Source organism: Paraburkholderia sp. FT54 (assembly GCF_031585635.1).
Lineage (GTDB): Bacteria > Pseudomonadota > Gammaproteobacteria > Burkholderiales > Burkholderiaceae > Paraburkholderia.
This window is the reverse complement of the sequence record NZ_CP134196.1, coordinates 2,859,339-2,875,905: the sequence shown is the minus strand read 5'-3', so window position 1 is coordinate 2,875,905 and position 16,567 is coordinate 2,859,339. Positions and strand designations below refer to the sequence as shown.

The 16,567-nt window shown below is 64.4% G+C and carries 14 protein-coding genes; 11 read left to right on the top strand and 3 right to left on the bottom strand.

Annotated elements, in window-relative coordinates; genetic code table 11:
• The first annotated feature begins 278 nt into the window (after positions 1-278).
• Positions 279-1,880: a peptide chain release factor 3 gene (locus RI103_RS32470; protein WP_310816840.1), complete on the top strand. Its 1,602-nt coding sequence runs from the start codon at positions 279-281 to the stop codon at positions 1,878-1,880.
• Positions 1,881-2,004: 124 nt separating this feature from the next.
• Here RI103_RS32470 and RI103_RS32465 read toward each other — a convergent pair whose 3' ends face one another.
• Entirely contained in the window at positions 2,005-2,874 is an 870-nt protein-coding gene (locus tag RI103_RS32465; protein WP_310816839.1) for a LysR family transcriptional regulator, read from the bottom strand.
• Positions 2,875-3,104: 230 nt separating this feature from the next.
• On the opposite strand from RI103_RS32465, the gene RI103_RS32460 reads away from it, so the two are divergent.
• Positions 3,105-5,507: a GNAT family N-acetyltransferase gene (locus RI103_RS32460; protein WP_310816838.1), complete on the top strand. Its 2,403-nt coding sequence runs from the start codon at positions 3,105-3,107 to the stop codon at positions 5,505-5,507.
• A 163-nt stretch (positions 5,508-5,670) separates the two neighbouring features.
• Here the strand turns inward: RI103_RS32460 and RI103_RS32455 are convergent, their stop codons facing one another.
• Together RI103_RS32455 and RI103_RS32450 are read right to left on the bottom strand one after the other, a co-directional pair.
• Entirely contained in the window at positions 5,671-6,216 is a 546-nt protein-coding gene (locus RI103_RS32455; protein WP_310816837.1) for a hypothetical protein, read from the bottom strand.
• A gap of 131 nt (positions 6,217-6,347) precedes the next feature.
• Positions 6,348-7,136, bottom strand: coding sequence for an IclR family transcriptional regulator (locus RI103_RS32450; RefSeq protein ID WP_310816836.1), 789 nt, complete (start codon positions 7,134-7,136; stop codon positions 6,348-6,350).
• A gap of 307 nt (positions 7,137-7,443) precedes the next feature.
• Between RI103_RS32450 and RI103_RS32445 the strand changes: the two genes are divergently transcribed.
• From RI103_RS32445 to RI103_RS32405, 9 genes are all read left to right on the top strand, one after another.
• Positions 7,444-8,493: a sugar ABC transporter substrate-binding protein gene (locus RI103_RS32445; RefSeq protein WP_310816834.1), complete on the top strand. Its 1,050-nt coding sequence runs from the start codon at positions 7,444-7,446 to the stop codon at positions 8,491-8,493.
• A gap of 8 nt (positions 8,494-8,501) precedes the next feature.
• Positions 8,502-10,022 carry a sugar ABC transporter ATP-binding protein gene (locus RI103_RS32440; RefSeq protein WP_310816832.1) on the top strand — a complete coding sequence of 507 codons (1,521 nt, stop codon included), beginning with the start codon at positions 8,502-8,504 and terminating at the stop codon, positions 10,020-10,022.
• Entirely contained in the window at positions 10,012-11,067 is a 1,056-nt protein-coding gene (locus tag RI103_RS32435; RefSeq protein WP_310816830.1) for an ABC transporter permease, read from the top strand. The genes RI103_RS32440 and RI103_RS32435 overlap by 11 nt, the downstream gene beginning before the upstream one ends.
• Positions 11,068-11,092: 25 nt before the next feature.
• A complete protein-coding gene (locus RI103_RS32430) occupies positions 11,093-11,437 on the top strand; it encodes a UxaA family hydrolase (protein ID WP_310816829.1) in 345 nt (114 codons plus the stop codon).
• Between the two features lie 42 nt (positions 11,438-11,479).
• Entirely contained in the window at positions 11,480-12,799 is a 1,320-nt protein-coding gene (locus RI103_RS32425) for a UxaA family hydrolase (protein WP_310816827.1), read from the top strand.
• Between the two features lie 98 nt (positions 12,800-12,897).
• Positions 12,898-13,938, top strand: a complete 1,041-nt coding sequence (locus RI103_RS32420; protein ID WP_310816826.1) for an aldo/keto reductase — start codon at positions 12,898-12,900, stop codon at positions 13,936-13,938.
• Between the two features lie 7 nt (positions 13,939-13,945).
• The gene (locus tag RI103_RS32415; protein WP_310816825.1) at positions 13,946-14,776 is read left to right on the top strand and encodes an amidohydrolase family protein; all 831 of its coding nucleotides are present in this window, start codon (positions 13,946-13,948) and stop codon (positions 14,774-14,776) included.
• Positions 14,777-14,819: 43 nt separating this feature from the next.
• A complete protein-coding gene (locus RI103_RS32410; RefSeq protein ID WP_310816824.1) occupies positions 14,820-15,563 on the top strand; it encodes an SDR family oxidoreductase in 744 nt (247 codons plus the stop codon).
• Positions 15,564-15,624: 61 nt separating this feature from the next.
• Positions 15,625-16,473 carry an ureidoglycolate lyase gene (locus RI103_RS32405; RefSeq protein WP_310816822.1) on the top strand — a complete coding sequence of 283 codons (849 nt, stop codon included), beginning with the start codon at positions 15,625-15,627 and terminating at the stop codon, positions 16,471-16,473.
• Positions 16,474-16,567: the final 94 nt, after the last annotated feature.

The window sequence follows — 16,567 nt, the reverse complement described above, 5'->3', positions numbered from 1 at the left end:
GGATTCCGCTTATTGGTTCAGTTGCTTCTGATCGAGTGCGTTTCAATACGCCGGCGCCCATGACGTGTATCATTCGTTCCCTGCGCTGTTCTGCGCTGGCGATTCCCGTATTGTCGAACGCTCGTTCGTGACCTGTTTCCGATGCGGCCGGATTGCCACTGTGATGCGGGTCGTCGGCCCAATTCCCGCAGCTCGACGCCGCCGCGCAAGGCGTGGCACGCCGGCAGCCACAAGCCGCCGGGAACCGCCCGAACCCCTATCCGTGACCGCCAGACCCGATGTCAGTCTCCGAACTCAAACGCCGCCGCACGTTCGCGGTCATTTCCCACCCGGACGCGGGCAAGACCACGCTCACGGAAAAGCTGCTGCTGTTCTCGGGCGCGATTCAGATCGCCGGTACCGTGAAGGGCCGCAAGAGCAACCGTTACGCGACGTCCGACTGGATGGAGATCGAAAAGCAGCGGGGCATTTCGGTGGCGAGCTCGGTGATGCAGTTCGAGTACGGCGACGCCGTCATCAATCTGCTCGACACGCCGGGTCACGAAGACTTCTCTGAAGATACGTACCGCGTGCTGACGGCGGTCGACGCGGCCGTGATGGTGATCGACGGCGCGAACGGCGTCGAAGCGCAAACGCTCAAGCTGCTCGAAGTCTGCCGCAGCCGCAAGACGCCGATCGTCACCTTCATCAACAAGCTCGACCGCGAAGTGCGCGAGCCGCTCGAACTGCTCGACGAAATCGAGCAGCACCTGGGCGTCGCCGCCGTGCCGTTCACGTGGCCGATCGGCATGGGCAAGGAATTCCAGGGCGTCTACGACATCCAGCGCGATCAGGTGCGCCTGTTCCGCGCGGGGCAGGACAAAGCGGGCGGCGAAGTCGAAACGCTGCAGGCGCTCAGCGACGAGGAAGGCGAACGCCGCTTCGGCCATAGCTGGGTCAAGGCGAAGGAAGAGATCGATCTGATCACCGGCGCGACGCCTGATTTCGACCGCGAGCAGTTCCTGGCTGGCCAGCAGTCGCCGGTGCTGTTCGGCTCGGCGATCAACAACTTCGGCGTGAAGGAAATTCTCGACGCGCTGGTCGACCTCGCGCCGCCGCCGTCCATGCGCATGACGGTGCAGCGTCCGGTCATGCCGGACGAGCCGAAGTTCACTGGCGTCGTGTTCAAGGTGCAGGCCAATATGGACCTGGCGCACCGTGACCGCGTGGCGTTCATCCGCGTGTGTTCGGGACGTTTCGAGCGCGGCATGGCCGTCAAGGTCACGCGTTCGAACAAGACGTTCCGCGCCAACAACGTGGTGACGTTCCTGTCGCAGCGTCGTGAGACAGTGAGCGAGGCGTATCCGGGCGACATCATCGGTATTCCGAATCATGGCACGCTGAGTCTCGGCGATACGCTGACTGAGGGCGAACAGTTGCAATTCGTCGGCCTGCCGTTCTTCGCACCGGAAATTTTCCAGACGGTGGAAGTGGTGGATCCGATGCGCGCCAAGCAACTCGGCGAGGCGCTCAAGCAACTCGGCGAGGAAGGCGCGATTCAAGTGTTTCGTCCTGAAGTGGGCGGCCTGATGATTCTCGGCGCGGTCGGACAACTGCAGTTCGAAGTCGTGTCGCACCGGTTGTCGACGGAATACAAGGTCGACGTGCGCATGGCGCCGGCGCGTTACCGCATGTCGCGCTGGGTGACCTGCGACGATGCGGCCGAATTGCGCCGCTTTACCGATTCGTACGCGGCACGGATCGCGCTCGACGCGTCGGACGCGCCAACCTATCTAGCCTCGCACGTGTCGGAGATCGAAGTCGCGCAAAAGGCGTGGCCGAAGATCGTGTTCAACGAATTGCGCGAGCACTCGGGCGCGCCGTTCAAGAGGGCGATGTAACGCCACCGCGCCGGTATCGAGCGCAAAGCGAGTCAAGTCAAGGCAAGGCAAATCAGAAGGCCCCGTCAAAAGATGGGGCCTTTTGCATTGCCGCCCATACGGCTGCCGACAGAATCGTCAACGCTCACCCCAGCTTTAACACCTCTTCCCGCATCCACCCTGCCAGCGCCTGCACATGTTCGAGCCCCAGATGTCGCTGGGGAATATCGAGCCAGTATCCGAACGGCCCGCTCACTTCGACATCGGAAAACTGCGCGAGACTGCTGTCCGCCAGTTCCTCGACAATCATGTTCCGATCGACGATCGCCAGCCCCGCACCTTTGCTCGCCGCGCGAATCGCCTGTTCCAGCGTCGAGAACTCGATGCCGTTGTCCGCGTAACGCGCGGGCATGCCCGCCTTCGCTAGCCAGTTCGGCCACAGTTCGAGCCGAGCGTCGTTGTGCAGCACATGCAGCGCGGGCATGCGTTCGAGCAGCGCGTCGAGCGGTTGACCGAGCAGGCGCGGCGCGCCCACGAGTACGTGGCGCTCCATTATCAGCAATTCGGAATGCGCGTCCGGCAACGCCCGGCGGCCGAAGCGAATCTGGCAGTGAAAGTCGCCATGCGCCTCAGTGCGAACGGATAGTTCGACGTCTGGCAATTCCACCGCGAGCGAACCCAGCCGCGGCGAAAACCACTGCGTGGCGAAAGTGGGCGGCAGGGCGAGCACGAGGCGCCGCCGCCCTTTGGCTGCGGTGATTTGACGAAAGCCGCGCTCGATCGTGTCGAAGGCTTCGGACAGGCACGGCAGCAACTGCAGGCCCGCCTGCGTCAGACGGATGCCCTTGTGGTCGCGCTCGAACAGTTTCGCGCCCAGCGATTCTTCGAGCAGCTTGATTTGCCGGCTTACCGCGCCTTGTGTCACGCACAGCGCAACGGCTGCGCGATTGAAGCTCATATGACGGGCTGTCTCTTCGAAGAACCGCAACGCGATCAGCGATGGCAAGCGCCGCATAGATCACCTTCTGTTAGCCATTGGCAGCCTGAAGATTGTCGCATTGGCGCCTCCCGTTTTGCTTAATCTCGATAAGAAATATCCGCGACAGGCCCTGAGCCGTCGGCCACGACTGGGTGCATGAGTGGCGCTTGATGAGAAGCGCCGCCGCGCGCGCCAAACTTCACCTATGCTGACGGAGATGCGCCCGGTCGCGAGGCCGGCCCGCCTTCCCCGTCTTCGGAGCGCCCGTGACCGTTCGCAATCTCGACGCCTTGTTTCGACCCAAATCCGTTGCCGTGATCGGCGCTTCCGAGCGGCCCGGCAGCACCGGCGCGATGGTGTGGGCGCGCGTGCTGGAAGGGGGCTTCGACGGCCCGCTCTGGCCGGTCAATACGAAGTACGCAATGCTCGGCGGCCATGCCGTGGTCGGGGACACGGGCGATTTGCCGGAAGCGCCGACCGTCGCCCTGATCTGCACGCCGCCGGCGACGTGGCCGGGCATCATCCATAAGCTCGGTGGCTTGGGCACGCGCGCGGCGATCATCGTCGGCGAGGTGCGTTGCGATGACGACCGGCTCGCGCTGCGGCACGCGCTCTCGGCGGCGCGCCCGAACCTGCTGCGGATCGTCGGGCCGGGCAGTCTCGGCGTGGTGTCGCCGGCGCTGCGCGCGCACCTGGGCGCGCCGTCGTGCACGGTGAAGGCGGGCGGCGTGGCGTGGGTGTCGCAGTCGAATGCATTGACCAATGCCGTGCTCGGCTGGGCGCATGCGCGCGGCCTCGGTTTCTCGCATGCCGTGGCGCTCGGCGGCGAAGCGGACGTCGACGCGGGCGACGTGCTCGACTATCTGGCGAGCGACCCCGGCACGCGCGCCATCCTGCTCGAACTGGACAGCGTGCGGGCTGCCCGAAAGTTCATGTCGGCGGCCCGCGCGGCGGCGCGCAACAAGCCGGTGCTGGCACTGCGCTCCGGCCGCGCCGATCCCGCCGACGCGCTCTACACCGCCGCGTTCCGTCGCGCGGGCATGGTGCGCGTCGATGCGCTCGACGACCTGCTCGACGAGATCGAGACGCTCGGCGTCGGCCGCGTGGCGGCGGGGGCCACGGCGACGCTGATTACGAGCGACCGCGGCCTGGCCACGCTCGCTTGTGACGCCTTTGCCGCCGCCGGCGACACGCTTGCGCCGTGGCCGGACGAAGCGTCGGAAGCCTTGAAGCAGACTTTGCCGTACGCGGTCGGCGGCAATCCGCTGCAACTTGGCGACGACGCGCGGCCCGAGCATTTCGGCACCGCCCTCAAGCTGCTGGCGGATCATCGCGGCACGGGCACGGCCTTCGTGGTCCACGCGTCGACGCATGGCGCGCCGGTCGGCGAAGTGGCGCAGGCGTTGATCGCGAACCAGCGTTTCGCGTACCGTGGCCTCCTTGCGTGTTTCTTCGGCGGCGTGGATGCCGCCACGCGCGACGCGCTCCACGCGCAGGGCATCCCGGTGCATACGACGCCGCAGCGCCTCGCGCGCGCCTTCGCGCGGCTGGTCGATTACCGGATGGGCCGCGAACTGCTGATGCAGACGCCAGAGGGTTTGCCGGCGCAGGTCCCCGAAACCATCGACGCAGCCCAAGCTCAGGCATGCGCGGCAGTTGCCGCAGGTGAGCGCCAACTAACCGGGGAAGCGGCGGCGCGGTTTCTGGAGCGTTTTGGTTTGCGCGTGGAGACCGCGCCGTTCGCATCGGACAGCGCGGAGGCGAGCACCCACTCATCCACCAAGCCCGTCGTCGACATCGCCGTCGAACTCCACGACGACGACAACTTCGGGCCCGTCTTCCGCTTCACGGCGCCATCGACCGATGGCGTATCCGAGCCGCTGCGCGTCTACGGCTTGCCGCCGCTCAACCCGATGCTCGCGCGCGATATGGTCACACGTTCGCCGTACGCGCGGCTGGTTGCACCGGAGCCGGCCCTGGCCGCGCTGACGGCGCTCTCGCAAGCCGTGTGCGACGTCAAGGAGCTCGTCGGTCTCGCGCTGACGCTCAGGGTGTACCGGGAGCACGTGATGCTCGTCGATCCGACGCTGAGCGTCGCGGCAACGCGCAGCCGCCTCGCGATCGTGCCTTATCCGCGCCGCTTCGAAGAGACGCTGGACTGGCAAGGTTTCCGGGTGACAGTCCGGCCGATCCGTCCGGAAGACGAGGCCGCGCATCATGACTTCGTCGAAGCGATGACGCCCGAAGATTTGCGCCTGCGGTTTTTCGGCGCCGTAGGCAGCTTCGACCACTCGCAGCTCGCGCGCATGACGCAGATCGACTACGACCGCGAAATGGCGCTGATCGCCACCGTGCAAAGCGAAGAAGGTTTCACGCGGACGCTGGGCGTGGTGCGCGCGGTCGCCGATCCTGACAACGAAACCGCCGAATTCGCGGTGGCGGTGCGCTCGGATCAGAAGGGCCGGCGCCTCGGCCAATTGCTGATGGACCGGATCATCAAGTACGCGCGGGTGCGCGGCATCCACTGGCTGGTCGGCGAGGCGCTGCGCGAAAATACCCCGATGATCGGGCTCGCCAAAGCCAGCGGTTTCACGATTACGCGGACGGAGGATCCGGGTGTGGTCGGCTTCAGGATGGCGTTGGATGAGGCGGCCGAGGCAAGCGCATAAGCGGCGCGCTGGTAGCGCTGAATTGGATGGATCACCGCCGCGTCGTCGGCACAGCAGGCCAGCGACACGGTCGCGGCGGCTACAGGCGGTGATCGAAGCGGCGAGAGGCACTGCCTGCCTCGCGCCGCAAGATGTGTGAAACGTGTGAGTAGCGCAAGCGCGCTCAGGCCGCCAGCTTCGCGGCGGCTTCGTCGACTTGCGTGCGCGTCACCGACAGTTCTTCCAGCCACGCATCCCCATACACCGCACCAGTCTCGCGCTCCAGTCGCGCAATCGTCGCCGCGCAACGGCTCGAGTCCTTCGGCGTCGCGATGAACGACTTCACCGATTCACCCGCCTTGAAAGCATCGAACAACGGCACGCGAATATCGTCCGGCAGCGCACGCGTGGTCCACTGATACGGCTTGCCGTTGAACGTGAATTGCGGCGGCAGCACGCGCTCTTTCTTCGCGGCCGGAATCAGACCGAAGGTGCGCGCAGCGTCGCCGATCTGCTCGGCCGAAAACAGTTCGTCCGGGCTGATGTCGAATTGCTGAATGAATGTCTCGATGCTTTGCATCGCCGCTGCGCGATCGTCGCGGCGCTTTTGCGCATGAGCGACGATGTCGCGCAGCTCGTCGGCTTCTTCAGGCGTGATCGTGAAGCTCGACTGCTTCTGCTGGAGTTCGGAAAAACGCTGGAATTCGGAATCGGTCAGAAGTTTCGCCATTGCTTATCGATGAGCGCGCATGAGCGACCCCATGCGGCGTGATTTTTGAGAGGGTCGCCATTCTAAACCATGTGCGCGAGCGGCCGATTTTCGACAGGCCGCCGCGTGGGTTCGCTTGCCCGCATCGCATGCTAGGCGGCGTTCTCGTGAAACATCGATAACGCCTGGACCGTCTCGCGCAACAGCGCGGTGGCGGCTTCCAGCGTCGGCGCGACGTATTCGTCGATGCGGCGCAAATACGGACAGGTGAGCACCGCAATCGCCTGGCCGGACGGACCCTGGATCGGGAACGTGACGTCGGTCACGCCGAACGTCTGCTGGCTGTCCTTCTGCGAGAAACCCGCCGCGCGAATCCGCTCGCAGGCCTGATCGAGCGCGGCGCGATCGATCGTGACCTCGCCCTTCACCTTGGTGTGTTCGGCCAGCATCTGCTCGCGCTGCTCGACGCTTTGAAACGCCAGCATCACGCGCCCCGAACCCGTGTCGATCAGGCCGACGCGCGAGCCGAGCCGCACCGACATGCCCCACGTGCCCGGCCCATCCACTTGCGCGATCACCAGCAGATTGCCGCGGTCGTACACCACGAGGTGACACGATTGTTCGGCGGCATCGGCAAAACGCTGCATGAGCGGCAGCGCTTCGGAGATCAGACGGTTCATCGGCGGATGACGATGCGCGAGCGCATACAGCTTGAGGCTGAGCGAGTAGCGGTCTCCGGCCGCCGAGCGCACCACGTACTGACGCGCGACCAGCCGTTCGAGCATGCGATACATCTCGCTCGCGTTGCGTCCGAGCAGCTTGGTGATCTCCGCGCGCGTCAGTCCCTCCTTCTGCTCGGCGAGCAGTTCGAGGATGTCGAGGCCTTTGTCGAGCGCCGGGGCGCGGTAGCGGTCGGCGTCGTCTTTGTCGTCTGCGTCCATCGTGAGGGAGATTCCTTGGGCTTTTCTCATTATGTGGCGCGTGAGTGTAAGTGCGTCATGAATCTCGTGGAGTTGGCGAACGTCCAGGGAAAACACGGACGGTTGGTGCAGCGCACATTCCTTGACTTAAAAAAGTCCGTATATGAATAATACGTTCATTGGTGAATGAACATAGCCAATACCCATAAGAATCGATAAGAAAGCGCAGGACGAAGTGCCGGGCTCCGCAGCCGGTTCACGCAATTCCCATAACATGGGGCGGGAGTAAGCGCTAAAGCGCTCACTCCCGTCGACACAGGAGACAACCATGTCGTTCGCGAAAGGGCCGCTCACGGGCCGCCGTTTGTTCCGCAGTTCGCTCTCTGTCGTAGCAGCCGCTGCGTGCCTCGCCGCACTCGGTGTGACAGGCGCCGCGCAAGCCGCCGACACCGGCAAGATCGGCCTCGGTCTGCCGCTGCTGACGTCGCCGTTCTGGCAGTCATACAACAACTATCTGCCCAAATACGCGAAGGAGAGCGGCCTCGACATCCTGGCGCCGGTCAATTCGAACGGCGATCCCGTCCAGCAGATCACGGACATGAACAACCTGCTGAACCTCGGTGCGAAGGGCATCGTGGTCGGCCCGCTGGATTCGGCGGCGATCAGCCGTGCGCTCGACGCCGCAGCGGCGAAGAACGTGCCGGTAGTCGCCGTCGACGTCGCGCCGACGCAAGGCAAAGTCGCGATGGTGGTGCGCGCCGACAATCACGCATATGGCGAGAAGGCGTGCAAATACATCGGCGAGCACGTGAAGTCGGGCAAGGTCGTACAGATCATGGGCGACCTGGCATCGGTCAACGGGCGCGATCGCTCAGAAGCATTCCGTTCCTGCCTGAAGGGTTATCCGGGTTTGTCGCTGCTGGAAATTCCGGCGAGCTGGAAGGGTGACGTCGCGGCCACCGCGCTCGACAGTCTGCTGACCGCCAATCCCGACGTGAAGGCCATTTACATGCAGGCGGGCGGCGTCTATCTGTCGCCGACGCTGCAAACCTTGCGCCGCAAGCAGATGCTGTTTCCCGCCGGCGACGCGAAACACGTCGTGATCGTCAGCAACGACGGCATTCCTCAGGAGTTCGAGGCGATCCGCCGCGGCGATATCGACGCGACCATTTCGCAGCCCGCCGACTCGTACGCGAAATACGGGCTGTTCTACATCAAGGCGGCATTGGCAGGGCAGACCTTCAAGCCGGGCCCGACCAATCACGGCAGCAACATCATCCAGTTGGCGCCGGGCATTCTGGAAGACCAGTTGCCCGCACCGCTCGTGACGAAATCGAACGTCGACGACAAGGCCTTGTGGGGCAACACGGTCAAATGAGCCGTCAAATGAGCGAGCTCGCGCCCTCCGTGCCCGTCGTCGAAGCGATCGATGTCACCAAACGCTTCGGCTCGACGGCCGCGCTGAAAGACGTGAGCATCCGCGTGATGCCCGGCGAGTCGCATGCGCTCGTCGGGCGCAACGGCGCGGGTAAATCGACGCTCGTGTCGATCCTCACCGGCCTGCGCAAGCCGGACACGGGCGAGGTTCGTTTCAGCGGCGCGGCCGCGCCATCGATCGCGGATCGCGACGCATGGCGCGAGCGCGTGGCGTGCGTCTATCAGCATTCGACGATCATCCGTGATCTGAGCGTGGCGGAGAATCTGTTCATCAACCGCCAGCCGTTGCGCGGCGGCGTGATCGATTGGCAAGCCATGTGGCGCGACGCGCGCGCGTTGCTCGATCACTGGAAGATCGACGTGCGCGAAGATGCCCGCGCCGGCGATCTGTCGGTGGAAGCGCGGCAATTGGTGGAGATTGCGCGGGCGCTGTCGTACGGCGCGCGCTTCATCATTCTCGACGAACCAACGGCGCAACTCGACGGCGACGAGATCAAGCGCCTGTTCCGGCGCATCAGCGAGTTGCAGCGCGAGGGCGTGACGTTCCTCTTCATCTCGCATCATCTTCAGGAAGTCTATGAAATCTGCCAGGCCGTGACCGTGCTGCGCGACGCGCGGCATATCGTCAGCGCGCCGGTTTCCGCGTTGCCGCGCGAGCAGTTGATCGAAGCGATGACCGGCGAACGCGGCGGTCTCGCGGTGGCCGATGCGGCGGCACGCGCCGCGTTGTTGGCCGATACGGCGGTGGCGCTGGAAGTCAAAGATCTGGCCGGCGCCGATTATGAAGACGTGTCGTTCACCGTCAAGCGCGGCGAAGTCGTCGGCTTGACCGGCGCGACGAGCAGCGGCCGCACGAGCGTGGCCGAAGCGATTGCCGGCCTGCGCGCCGCCAAACGCGGCACGATCAGCGTGGACGGCGCAACCTTGCCGCCCGGCGATGTGCCCGCGGCGCTCGCGCACGGCATCGGCTGTGTGCCGAAGGATCGCCATCACGAAGGCCTCGTGCTCACACAATCGGTCGCGGAGAACGCTTCGATGACGATCGCGCGTTTGCTCGGCAAATTCGGCATCGCGCCGCCCGCGAAGAAGAACGCGTTCGGCCAGAAGATGATCGACGCGCTCGGCATCGTCGCGCAAGGTCCGGAGCATGTCGTCTCGGGTCTATCCGGCGGCAATCAGCAAAAAGTGGTGATGGCACGCGCGCTCGCCACCAATCCCGACGTACTCGTGCTGATCGATCCCACCGCGGGCGTCGACGTTAAATCGAAGGAAGCGTTGCTCTCCGTCGTGGATCGCGTGCGCGAAGAAGGCAAGGCCGTGCTGGTCGTGTCCGGCGAACTTGACGATCTGCGCACTTGTGACCGCGTGCTGGTCATGTTCCGGGGCCGTGTCGCGGTCGAATTTCCCGCGGGTTGGCAGGACCACGACCTGATTGCATCAGTTGAAGGAGTCAGTCTCCATGAAGAATAGTGTGCCCAGTCCTGCATTCGGCACCACGCAAGCTCAGGTTCAGCCGCAGTTGGCCGCGCAGGCGTCACGCGGCAAACGCGCGCGCTCCGAACTCGCGCGCCTGCGCGAACTGGCGTTGCTGCCCGCGCTCGCTTTGCTGATCGTGATCGGCGCGTTTGTCAGCCCGAGCTTTCTGACCAGGGCGAATCTCATTAGCGTGCTGGGTGCGTCGGCGGCGTTGGCGCTCGTCGTGCTCGCCGAATCGCTGATCGTGCTGACCGGCAAGTTCGACTTGTCGCTCGAATCGACGGTCGGCATCGCGCCCGCCGTGGGTGCGATGCTGGTGATGCCGGCGGCGTCCGCGGGCTTCGGCACGCAATGGCCGGCGGCCGCCGGCTTGCTCGCCATCGTGGCGGTGGGCGCGGTGATCGGCTTGATCAATGGCTTTCTTGTGGTGCGTTTGCGGCTCAATGCGTTCATCGTCACGCTCGCCATGCTGATCGTGTTGCGCGGCATGCTGGTGGGTGCGACCAAGGGCGGCACGTTGTTCGATATGCCGCCGTCGTTCTTCACGCTCGCGACCACCATCGTGCTCGGCTTGCCCTTGTCCGTGTGGCTCGCGGCGGTGGCGTTTGCGATCGCGGCCTTCATGTTGCGCTATCACCGGCTGGGCCGGGCCTTGTATGCCATCGGCGGCAATCCGGAAGCGGCGCGTGCGGCGGGGATTCGCGTGGAGCGCATTACGTGGGGCGTATTCGTGCTCGGGAGCATACTTGCCGCGGTGGGCGGTCTGATCGTGACCGGCTACGTCGGCGCGATCAACGCGAACCAGGGCAACGGCATGATCTTCACGGTGTTCGCGGCGGCGGTGATCGGCGGCATTTCGCTCGACGGCGGCAAGGGCACCATGTTTGGCGCGCTGACCGGCGTGCTGCTGCTCGGCGTCGTGCAGAACCTGTTGACGCTCGCTCAGGTCCCGTCTTTCTGGATTCAGGCGATTTACGGCGCGATCATCCTGGGCTCGCTGATGGTGGCGCGCCTCGCTAGCGGCGAAGGCCAGAACTGATGCGCACGCACCTCGGAGAACTGATTTGACCAGCCACCCATCGCAAACGGACTCAACGGACCAAACGGATCCACGCCTGATCCTGCTCAGCCCCGCCGACAACTGCCTGATTGCGGCAGCGCGTCTGGACGCAGGCATGCAGATCGAGATTGAAGGCGAACGCGTGACGCTCACCAAGACTATCGAACTCGGTCACAAGGTGGCGCGTCATGAACTCGCGAAAGACGACAAGGTGCTGCGCTACGGCGCGGTGATCGGTCACGTGACGGAAGCGGTGGCGCGCGGTGCGCATCTGCATACGCACAATCTCGAAAGCGACTATCTGCCAACGTACACACACGACGCGGGCCACGAATTCGTCCATCACTAACGTGAGCACAATGACGTGGCCTCGCGCCGCTCTGGAACGATCATGACTGACATCTCCGTTGCATCTCCATCTGCCGAATCGCAGCAGCCCATGTTGCAGGGATATCTGCGCCGCGACGGTCGCAAGGGCATCCGCAATGTGGTTGCCGTTGCGTATCTGGTCGAGTGCGCGCATCACGTGGCGCGCGAGATTGTCACGCAGTTTCGCGAACCGCTCGATGCGTTCGACGATCCTTGCGCCGAGCGCGAACCGCCCGTGCACCTGATCGGCTTTCCGGGCTGCTATCCGAACGGCTATGCCGAGAAGATGCTCGAGCGGCTCACCACGCATCCCAATGTGGGCGCGGTGCTATTCGTCTCGCTCGGGTGCGAGAGCATGAACAAGCACTATCTGGTGGACGTGGTGCGCGCGAGCGGCCGTCCCGTCGAAGTGCTGACGATCCAGGAAAAGGGCGGCACGCGCAGCACGATTCAATATGGCGTCGACTGGATTCGCGGTGCGCGCGAACAACTCGCCGCGCAGCAGAAAGTGCCGATGGTGCTGAGCGAACTGGTGATAGGCACCGTATGCGGCGGCTCGGACGGCACGAGCGGCATCACGGCGAATCCGGCTGTGGGCCGTGCATTCGATCATCTGATCGACGCGGGCGCGACGTGCATCTTCGAAGAAACCGGCGAGCTGGTGGGCTGCGAATTCCACATGAAGACGCGCGCGGCACGGCCGGCGCTCGGCGATGAGATCGTGGCCTGCGTCGCGAAGGCGGCGCGCTATTACTCGATTCTCGGCCACGGCAGTTTTGCGGTCGGCAACGCGGACGGCGGCCTCACCACGCAGGAAGAAAAATCGCTGGGCGCGTATGCGAAAAGCGGGGCGTCGCCGATTGTCGGCATTGTCAAACCCGGCGACATTCCGCCGACCGGCGGCCTATACCTGCTCGACGTGGTGCCGGACGGCGAGCCGCGCTTCGGTTTTCCCAACATCAGCGACAACGCGGAAATCGGCGAACTGATCGCCTGCGGCGCACATGTGATTCTGTTCACGACCGGTCGCGGCTCGGTGGTCGGCTCGGCGATCTCGCCGGTGATCAAGGTATGCGCGAATCCCGCGACGTATCGCAATCTCGCGGGCGACATGGACGTCGATGCAGGCCGCATCCTCGAAGGCCGCGGCACGCTCGACGAAGTGGGCCGCGAAGTGTTCGAGCAAACGGTGGCGGTGTCGCGCGGCGCGGCCTCGAAGTCGGAGACGCTCGGTCATCAGGAATTCATCCTGACTTACAAGACGTTCGATCCGGTTGGGCCGGCTTGCTTGCCGTCGAGCGCCGCACCGCGGCATCCGGTCGTCGCAATCGAACCGCATTGAGCGGTTCGATTGCGGTCCTGATGGCCAGCAGTCCGCACGCGCCATGGGCAAATCCTGCTCATGCATGGTAAAACGCATAAAAACTGGAGACGCGCTCAATGACCGCAACGACCGGATCGAAGATTGTGCAACGACGCCGCATCGGCCGCGGGCCGTTGCAGGTGACCGGATTGGGACTCGGCACGGCGCCGCTTGGCGGCCTCTACCGCGATCTGTCCGATGAAGAAGCCCAGGCCACCATCGCCGCCGCGTGGGACGCCGGCGTGCGCTACTTCGACACCGCGCCGCATTACGGCAACACGAAGGCCGAGCATCGTCTGGGCGACGCCTTGCGGCGCTATCCGCGCGGCGATTATCTGCTGTCCACCAAAGTGGGCCGCCGTTTCGTGCCCCGCACCACGCCGTTCGACAACAAGGAAGGCTGGCAAAATCCGCTTCCTTTCGAAGCGATCTACGACTACACGCACGACGGCATTCTGCGTTCGTTCGAAGACAGCCAGCAGCGCCTCGGCATTATCGACATCGACATTCTGCTGGTGCACGATATCGGCCGTGTCACGCACGGCGACAATCATCCCCATTACTGGCGGCAACTGACCGAAGGCGGCGGCTTCCGCGCGTTGGACACGTTGCGCTCGACGGGCGCGATCAAGGCCGTCGGACTCGGCGTCAACGAAGGCGCGGTCATACTCGATGCAATGGCCGAGTTCGATATCGATTGCGCGTTGCTCGCCGGCCGTTATACGCTCCTCGAACAGACCACGCTCGACGACCTGTTGCCGGCCTGTGAAAAACGCGGCGTCAGCATCCTGTTAGGCGGCGCGTTCAACTCGGGCATTCTGGCGCGCGGCGTCGCAGGCGATCTGAAATTTAACTACGGCGAGGCGCCGCCCGAAGTGATCGAGCGCGTCGCGCGGCTGGAAGCGGTGTGCCGCGCGCACGGCGTGCCGCTGGCGGCCGCCGCCTTGCAGTTTCCGTATGCGCATCCGGCGGTCGCCACGGTGTTGACCGGCGCGCGCAGTGCCGACGAATTGCGCGAGAACGCCGCGTCGTTCGAGAAGCCGATCCCCGCGGGCTTGTGGTCCGCGTTGCGCGACGAAGGCTTGCTCGACAGCCGCGCCCCCGCGCCAGAGGATTGAGTTGACGATGCATATCGATGCCCACCAGCACTACTGGGATCCCGCTCGTGGCGATTACGAGTGGCTCACGCCGGAACTGAAGATCCTGTACCGGACGTTCGGCCCAGCGGATCTCGAACCGTTGCGCGAACGCGCGGGCATCGAACGGACGGTGGTGGTGCAGGCGGCGCCGACCATCGACGAAACGCGTTATTTGCTGGATCTGGCGCGCCATGAGCCGTCAATCGCGGGCGTGGTCGGTTGGGTGCCGTTGCTGCTGCCCACGGCGCCGGCTGTGATCGAAGCGCTCGCGCAAGAGCAGAAGTTCAAGGGTGTGCGGCCGATGCTGCAGGATTTGCCGGACGACACGTGGATCGCTAACCCCGATCTCGCGCCCGCCATCGACGCGCTGATCGCCCACGACCTCGCGTTCGACGCGTTGATTTACGCGCGCCACGTCGAGCCTTTCGAAACCTTCGCAACGCGCTTTCCGGCGCTGCGTATCGTGGTCGATCATGGCGCGAAACCGCCCATCCGTTATGGACGCGCGGGCTATCAAAGCTGGGCTGACGCGATCACGCGGCTCGCGCAATTGCCGCACGTGCATTGCAAGCTGTCGGGCCTTGTCACCGAGGCGTCGCCCGGCTGGACCGAGGAAACGCTGCACCCATATGTCGAGCATCTGCTGAAGTCGTTCGGTCCCGCGCGTTTGATGTGGGGCAGCGACTGGCCGGTGCTCGATCTGAACGGCGACTATCTGCTCTGGCATTCGGTGGCGAACACCTTGCTCGCGCCCTTGAGCGACGCCGAGCGCGAAGCGGTTTTCGGCGGCAATGCCGCCGCGTTTTATCGACTGTGATTTCTGAAAGAGACAAGCAAAGCCCATTCAACTGGAGTCGTAGATGACACAAAGACTGGCCGGCAAGACGGCTCTGATCACGGCGGCAGGACAAGGCATCGGACTCGCCACCGCCGAACTCTTCGCACGCGAAGGCGCGCGCGTGATCGCCACGGATATCCGCATCGACGGACTCGCCGGCAAGGCGGTCGAGGCGCGCAAGCTCGACGTGCGCGACGACGCGGCGATCAAGGCGCTGGCCGCCGAACTGGGCGCGGTCGACGTGCTGTTCAACTGCGCGGGCTACGTGCACGCAGGCAACATTCTCGAATGCAGCGAAGAGGATTGGGACTTCGCCTTCGATCTGAACGCGAAGGCGATGTACCGCATGATCCGCGCCTTCCTGCCCGCCATGCTGGATCATGGCGGCGGCTCGATCATCAACATGTCGTCGGCGGCGTCGAGCGTGAAGGGCGTGCCGAATCGATTTGCGTACAGCGCCTCCAAGGCCGCGGTGATCGGGCTGACCAAGTCCGTTGCTGCGGACTTCATCACGCGTGGTGTACGCTGTAACGCGATCTGCCCGGGCACGGTGGCTTCGCCGTCGCTCGAACAGCGGATCGTCGCGCAGGCTCAGGCGCAAGGCGCGACGCTGGACGCCGTGCAGGCGGCCTTTGTCGCGCGTCAGCCGATGGGCCGCATCGGCAAGCCGGAAGAGATTGCCGCGTTGGCGCTGTATCTCGCGTCCGACGAATCGTCGTTCACCACGGGCCATGCGCATGTGATCGACGGCGGCTGGTCGAACTGACGCACACCGATTCACGCTGAACCACGAACCGAACACCACTGAACTGAAAGGAAGTGCCAGGATGAAACTGCTTCGTTATGGGCCGAAAGGCCAGGAAAAGCCGGGCTTGCTCGACGCGCAAGGCAAGATTCGCGATCTGTCGAAAGTGGTCGCCGATATCGACGGCGCCGCGCTGACCGACGAAAGTCTCGCCAAACTGCGTGCGCTCGATCCGGCCTCGCTGCCGCTGGTCGAAGGCAATCCGCGCTTCGGTCCGTGCGTCGGCAAGATCGGCAAGTTCATCTGCATCGGCTTGAATTACGCGGATCACGCGGCTGAATCGAATCTGCCGGTGCCCGCCGAACCGGTCATCTTCAACAAGTGGACGAGCGCGATCAGCGGCCCGAACGACGACGTCGAAATTCCGCGCGGCTCGAAGAAGACGGATTGGGAAGTCGAACTCGGCGTGGTGATCGGCAAGCCGGCGAAATATATCGACGAAGCCAACGCGCTCGACTACGTCGCCGGTTACTGCGTGATCAACGACGTGTCGGAACGCGAATGGCAGATCGAAAAGGGCGGCACATGGGACAAGGGCAAGGGCTTCGACACCTTCGGCCCGATCGGTCCGTGGATGGTCACGCGCGATGAAGTCGCCGATCCGCAGAACCTGAGCTTGTGGCTCGAAGTGGACGGACATCGCTATCAGAACGGCAGCACGAAGACGATGGTGTTCGGCGTCGCGAAACTGGTTTCGTACGTGTCGCAGTGCATGAGCCTGCAACCGGGCGACGTGATTTCGACCGGCACGCCGCCGGGCGTCGGCATGGGTGTCAAGCCGAATCCGGTGTTCCTGAAGCCGGGCCAGACGATTCGTCTGGGTATCGAAGGGCTGGGCGAGCAAACGCAGAAGACGTACGCGGCGGAGTAATTCGCGCTCGCAAGCTTTACGGCATGGAGAAAGGCGGTTCCTGCATCCAGTAGGGGCCGCCTTTTTTGTGCGCCGCCGTCGCTGTCGCTGTCGC

Bases quoted from the DNA above. Each gene is read 5' to 3' on its own strand.
- RI103_RS32470 (WP_310816840.1), top strand. From the start codon at position 279: ATGTCAGTCTCCGAACTCAAACGCCGCCGCACGTTCGCGGTCATTTCC.
- RI103_RS32465 (WP_310816839.1), bottom strand. From the start codon at position 2,874: ATGCGGCGCTTGCCATCGCTGATCGCGTTGCGGTTCTTCGAAGAGACA.
- RI103_RS32455 (WP_310816837.1), bottom strand. From the start codon at position 6,216: ATGGCGAAACTTCTGACCGATTCCGAATTCCAGCGTTTTTCCGAACTC.
- RI103_RS32450 (WP_310816836.1), bottom strand. From the start codon at position 7,136: ATGGACGCAGACGACAAAGACGACGCCGACCGCTACCGCGCCCCGGCG.
- RI103_RS32445 (WP_310816834.1), top strand. From the start codon at position 7,444: ATGTCGTTCGCGAAAGGGCCGCTCACGGGCCGCCGTTTGTTCCGCAGT.
- RI103_RS32440 (WP_310816832.1), top strand. From the start codon at position 8,502: ATGAGCGAGCTCGCGCCCTCCGTGCCCGTCGTCGAAGCGATCGATGTC.
- RI103_RS32435 (WP_310816830.1), top strand. From the start codon at position 10,012: ATGAAGAATAGTGTGCCCAGTCCTGCATTCGGCACCACGCAAGCTCAG.
- RI103_RS32425 (WP_310816827.1), top strand. From the start codon at position 11,480: ATGACTGACATCTCCGTTGCATCTCCATCTGCCGAATCGCAGCAGCCC.
- RI103_RS32420 (WP_310816826.1), top strand. From the start codon at position 12,898: ATGACCGCAACGACCGGATCGAAGATTGTGCAACGACGCCGCATCGGC.
- RI103_RS32415 (WP_310816825.1), top strand. From the start codon at position 13,946: ATGCATATCGATGCCCACCAGCACTACTGGGATCCCGCTCGTGGCGAT.
- RI103_RS32410 (WP_310816824.1), top strand. From the start codon at position 14,820: ATGACACAAAGACTGGCCGGCAAGACGGCTCTGATCACGGCGGCAGGA.
- RI103_RS32405 (WP_310816822.1), top strand. From the start codon at position 15,625: ATGAAACTGCTTCGTTATGGGCCGAAAGGCCAGGAAAAGCCGGGCTTG.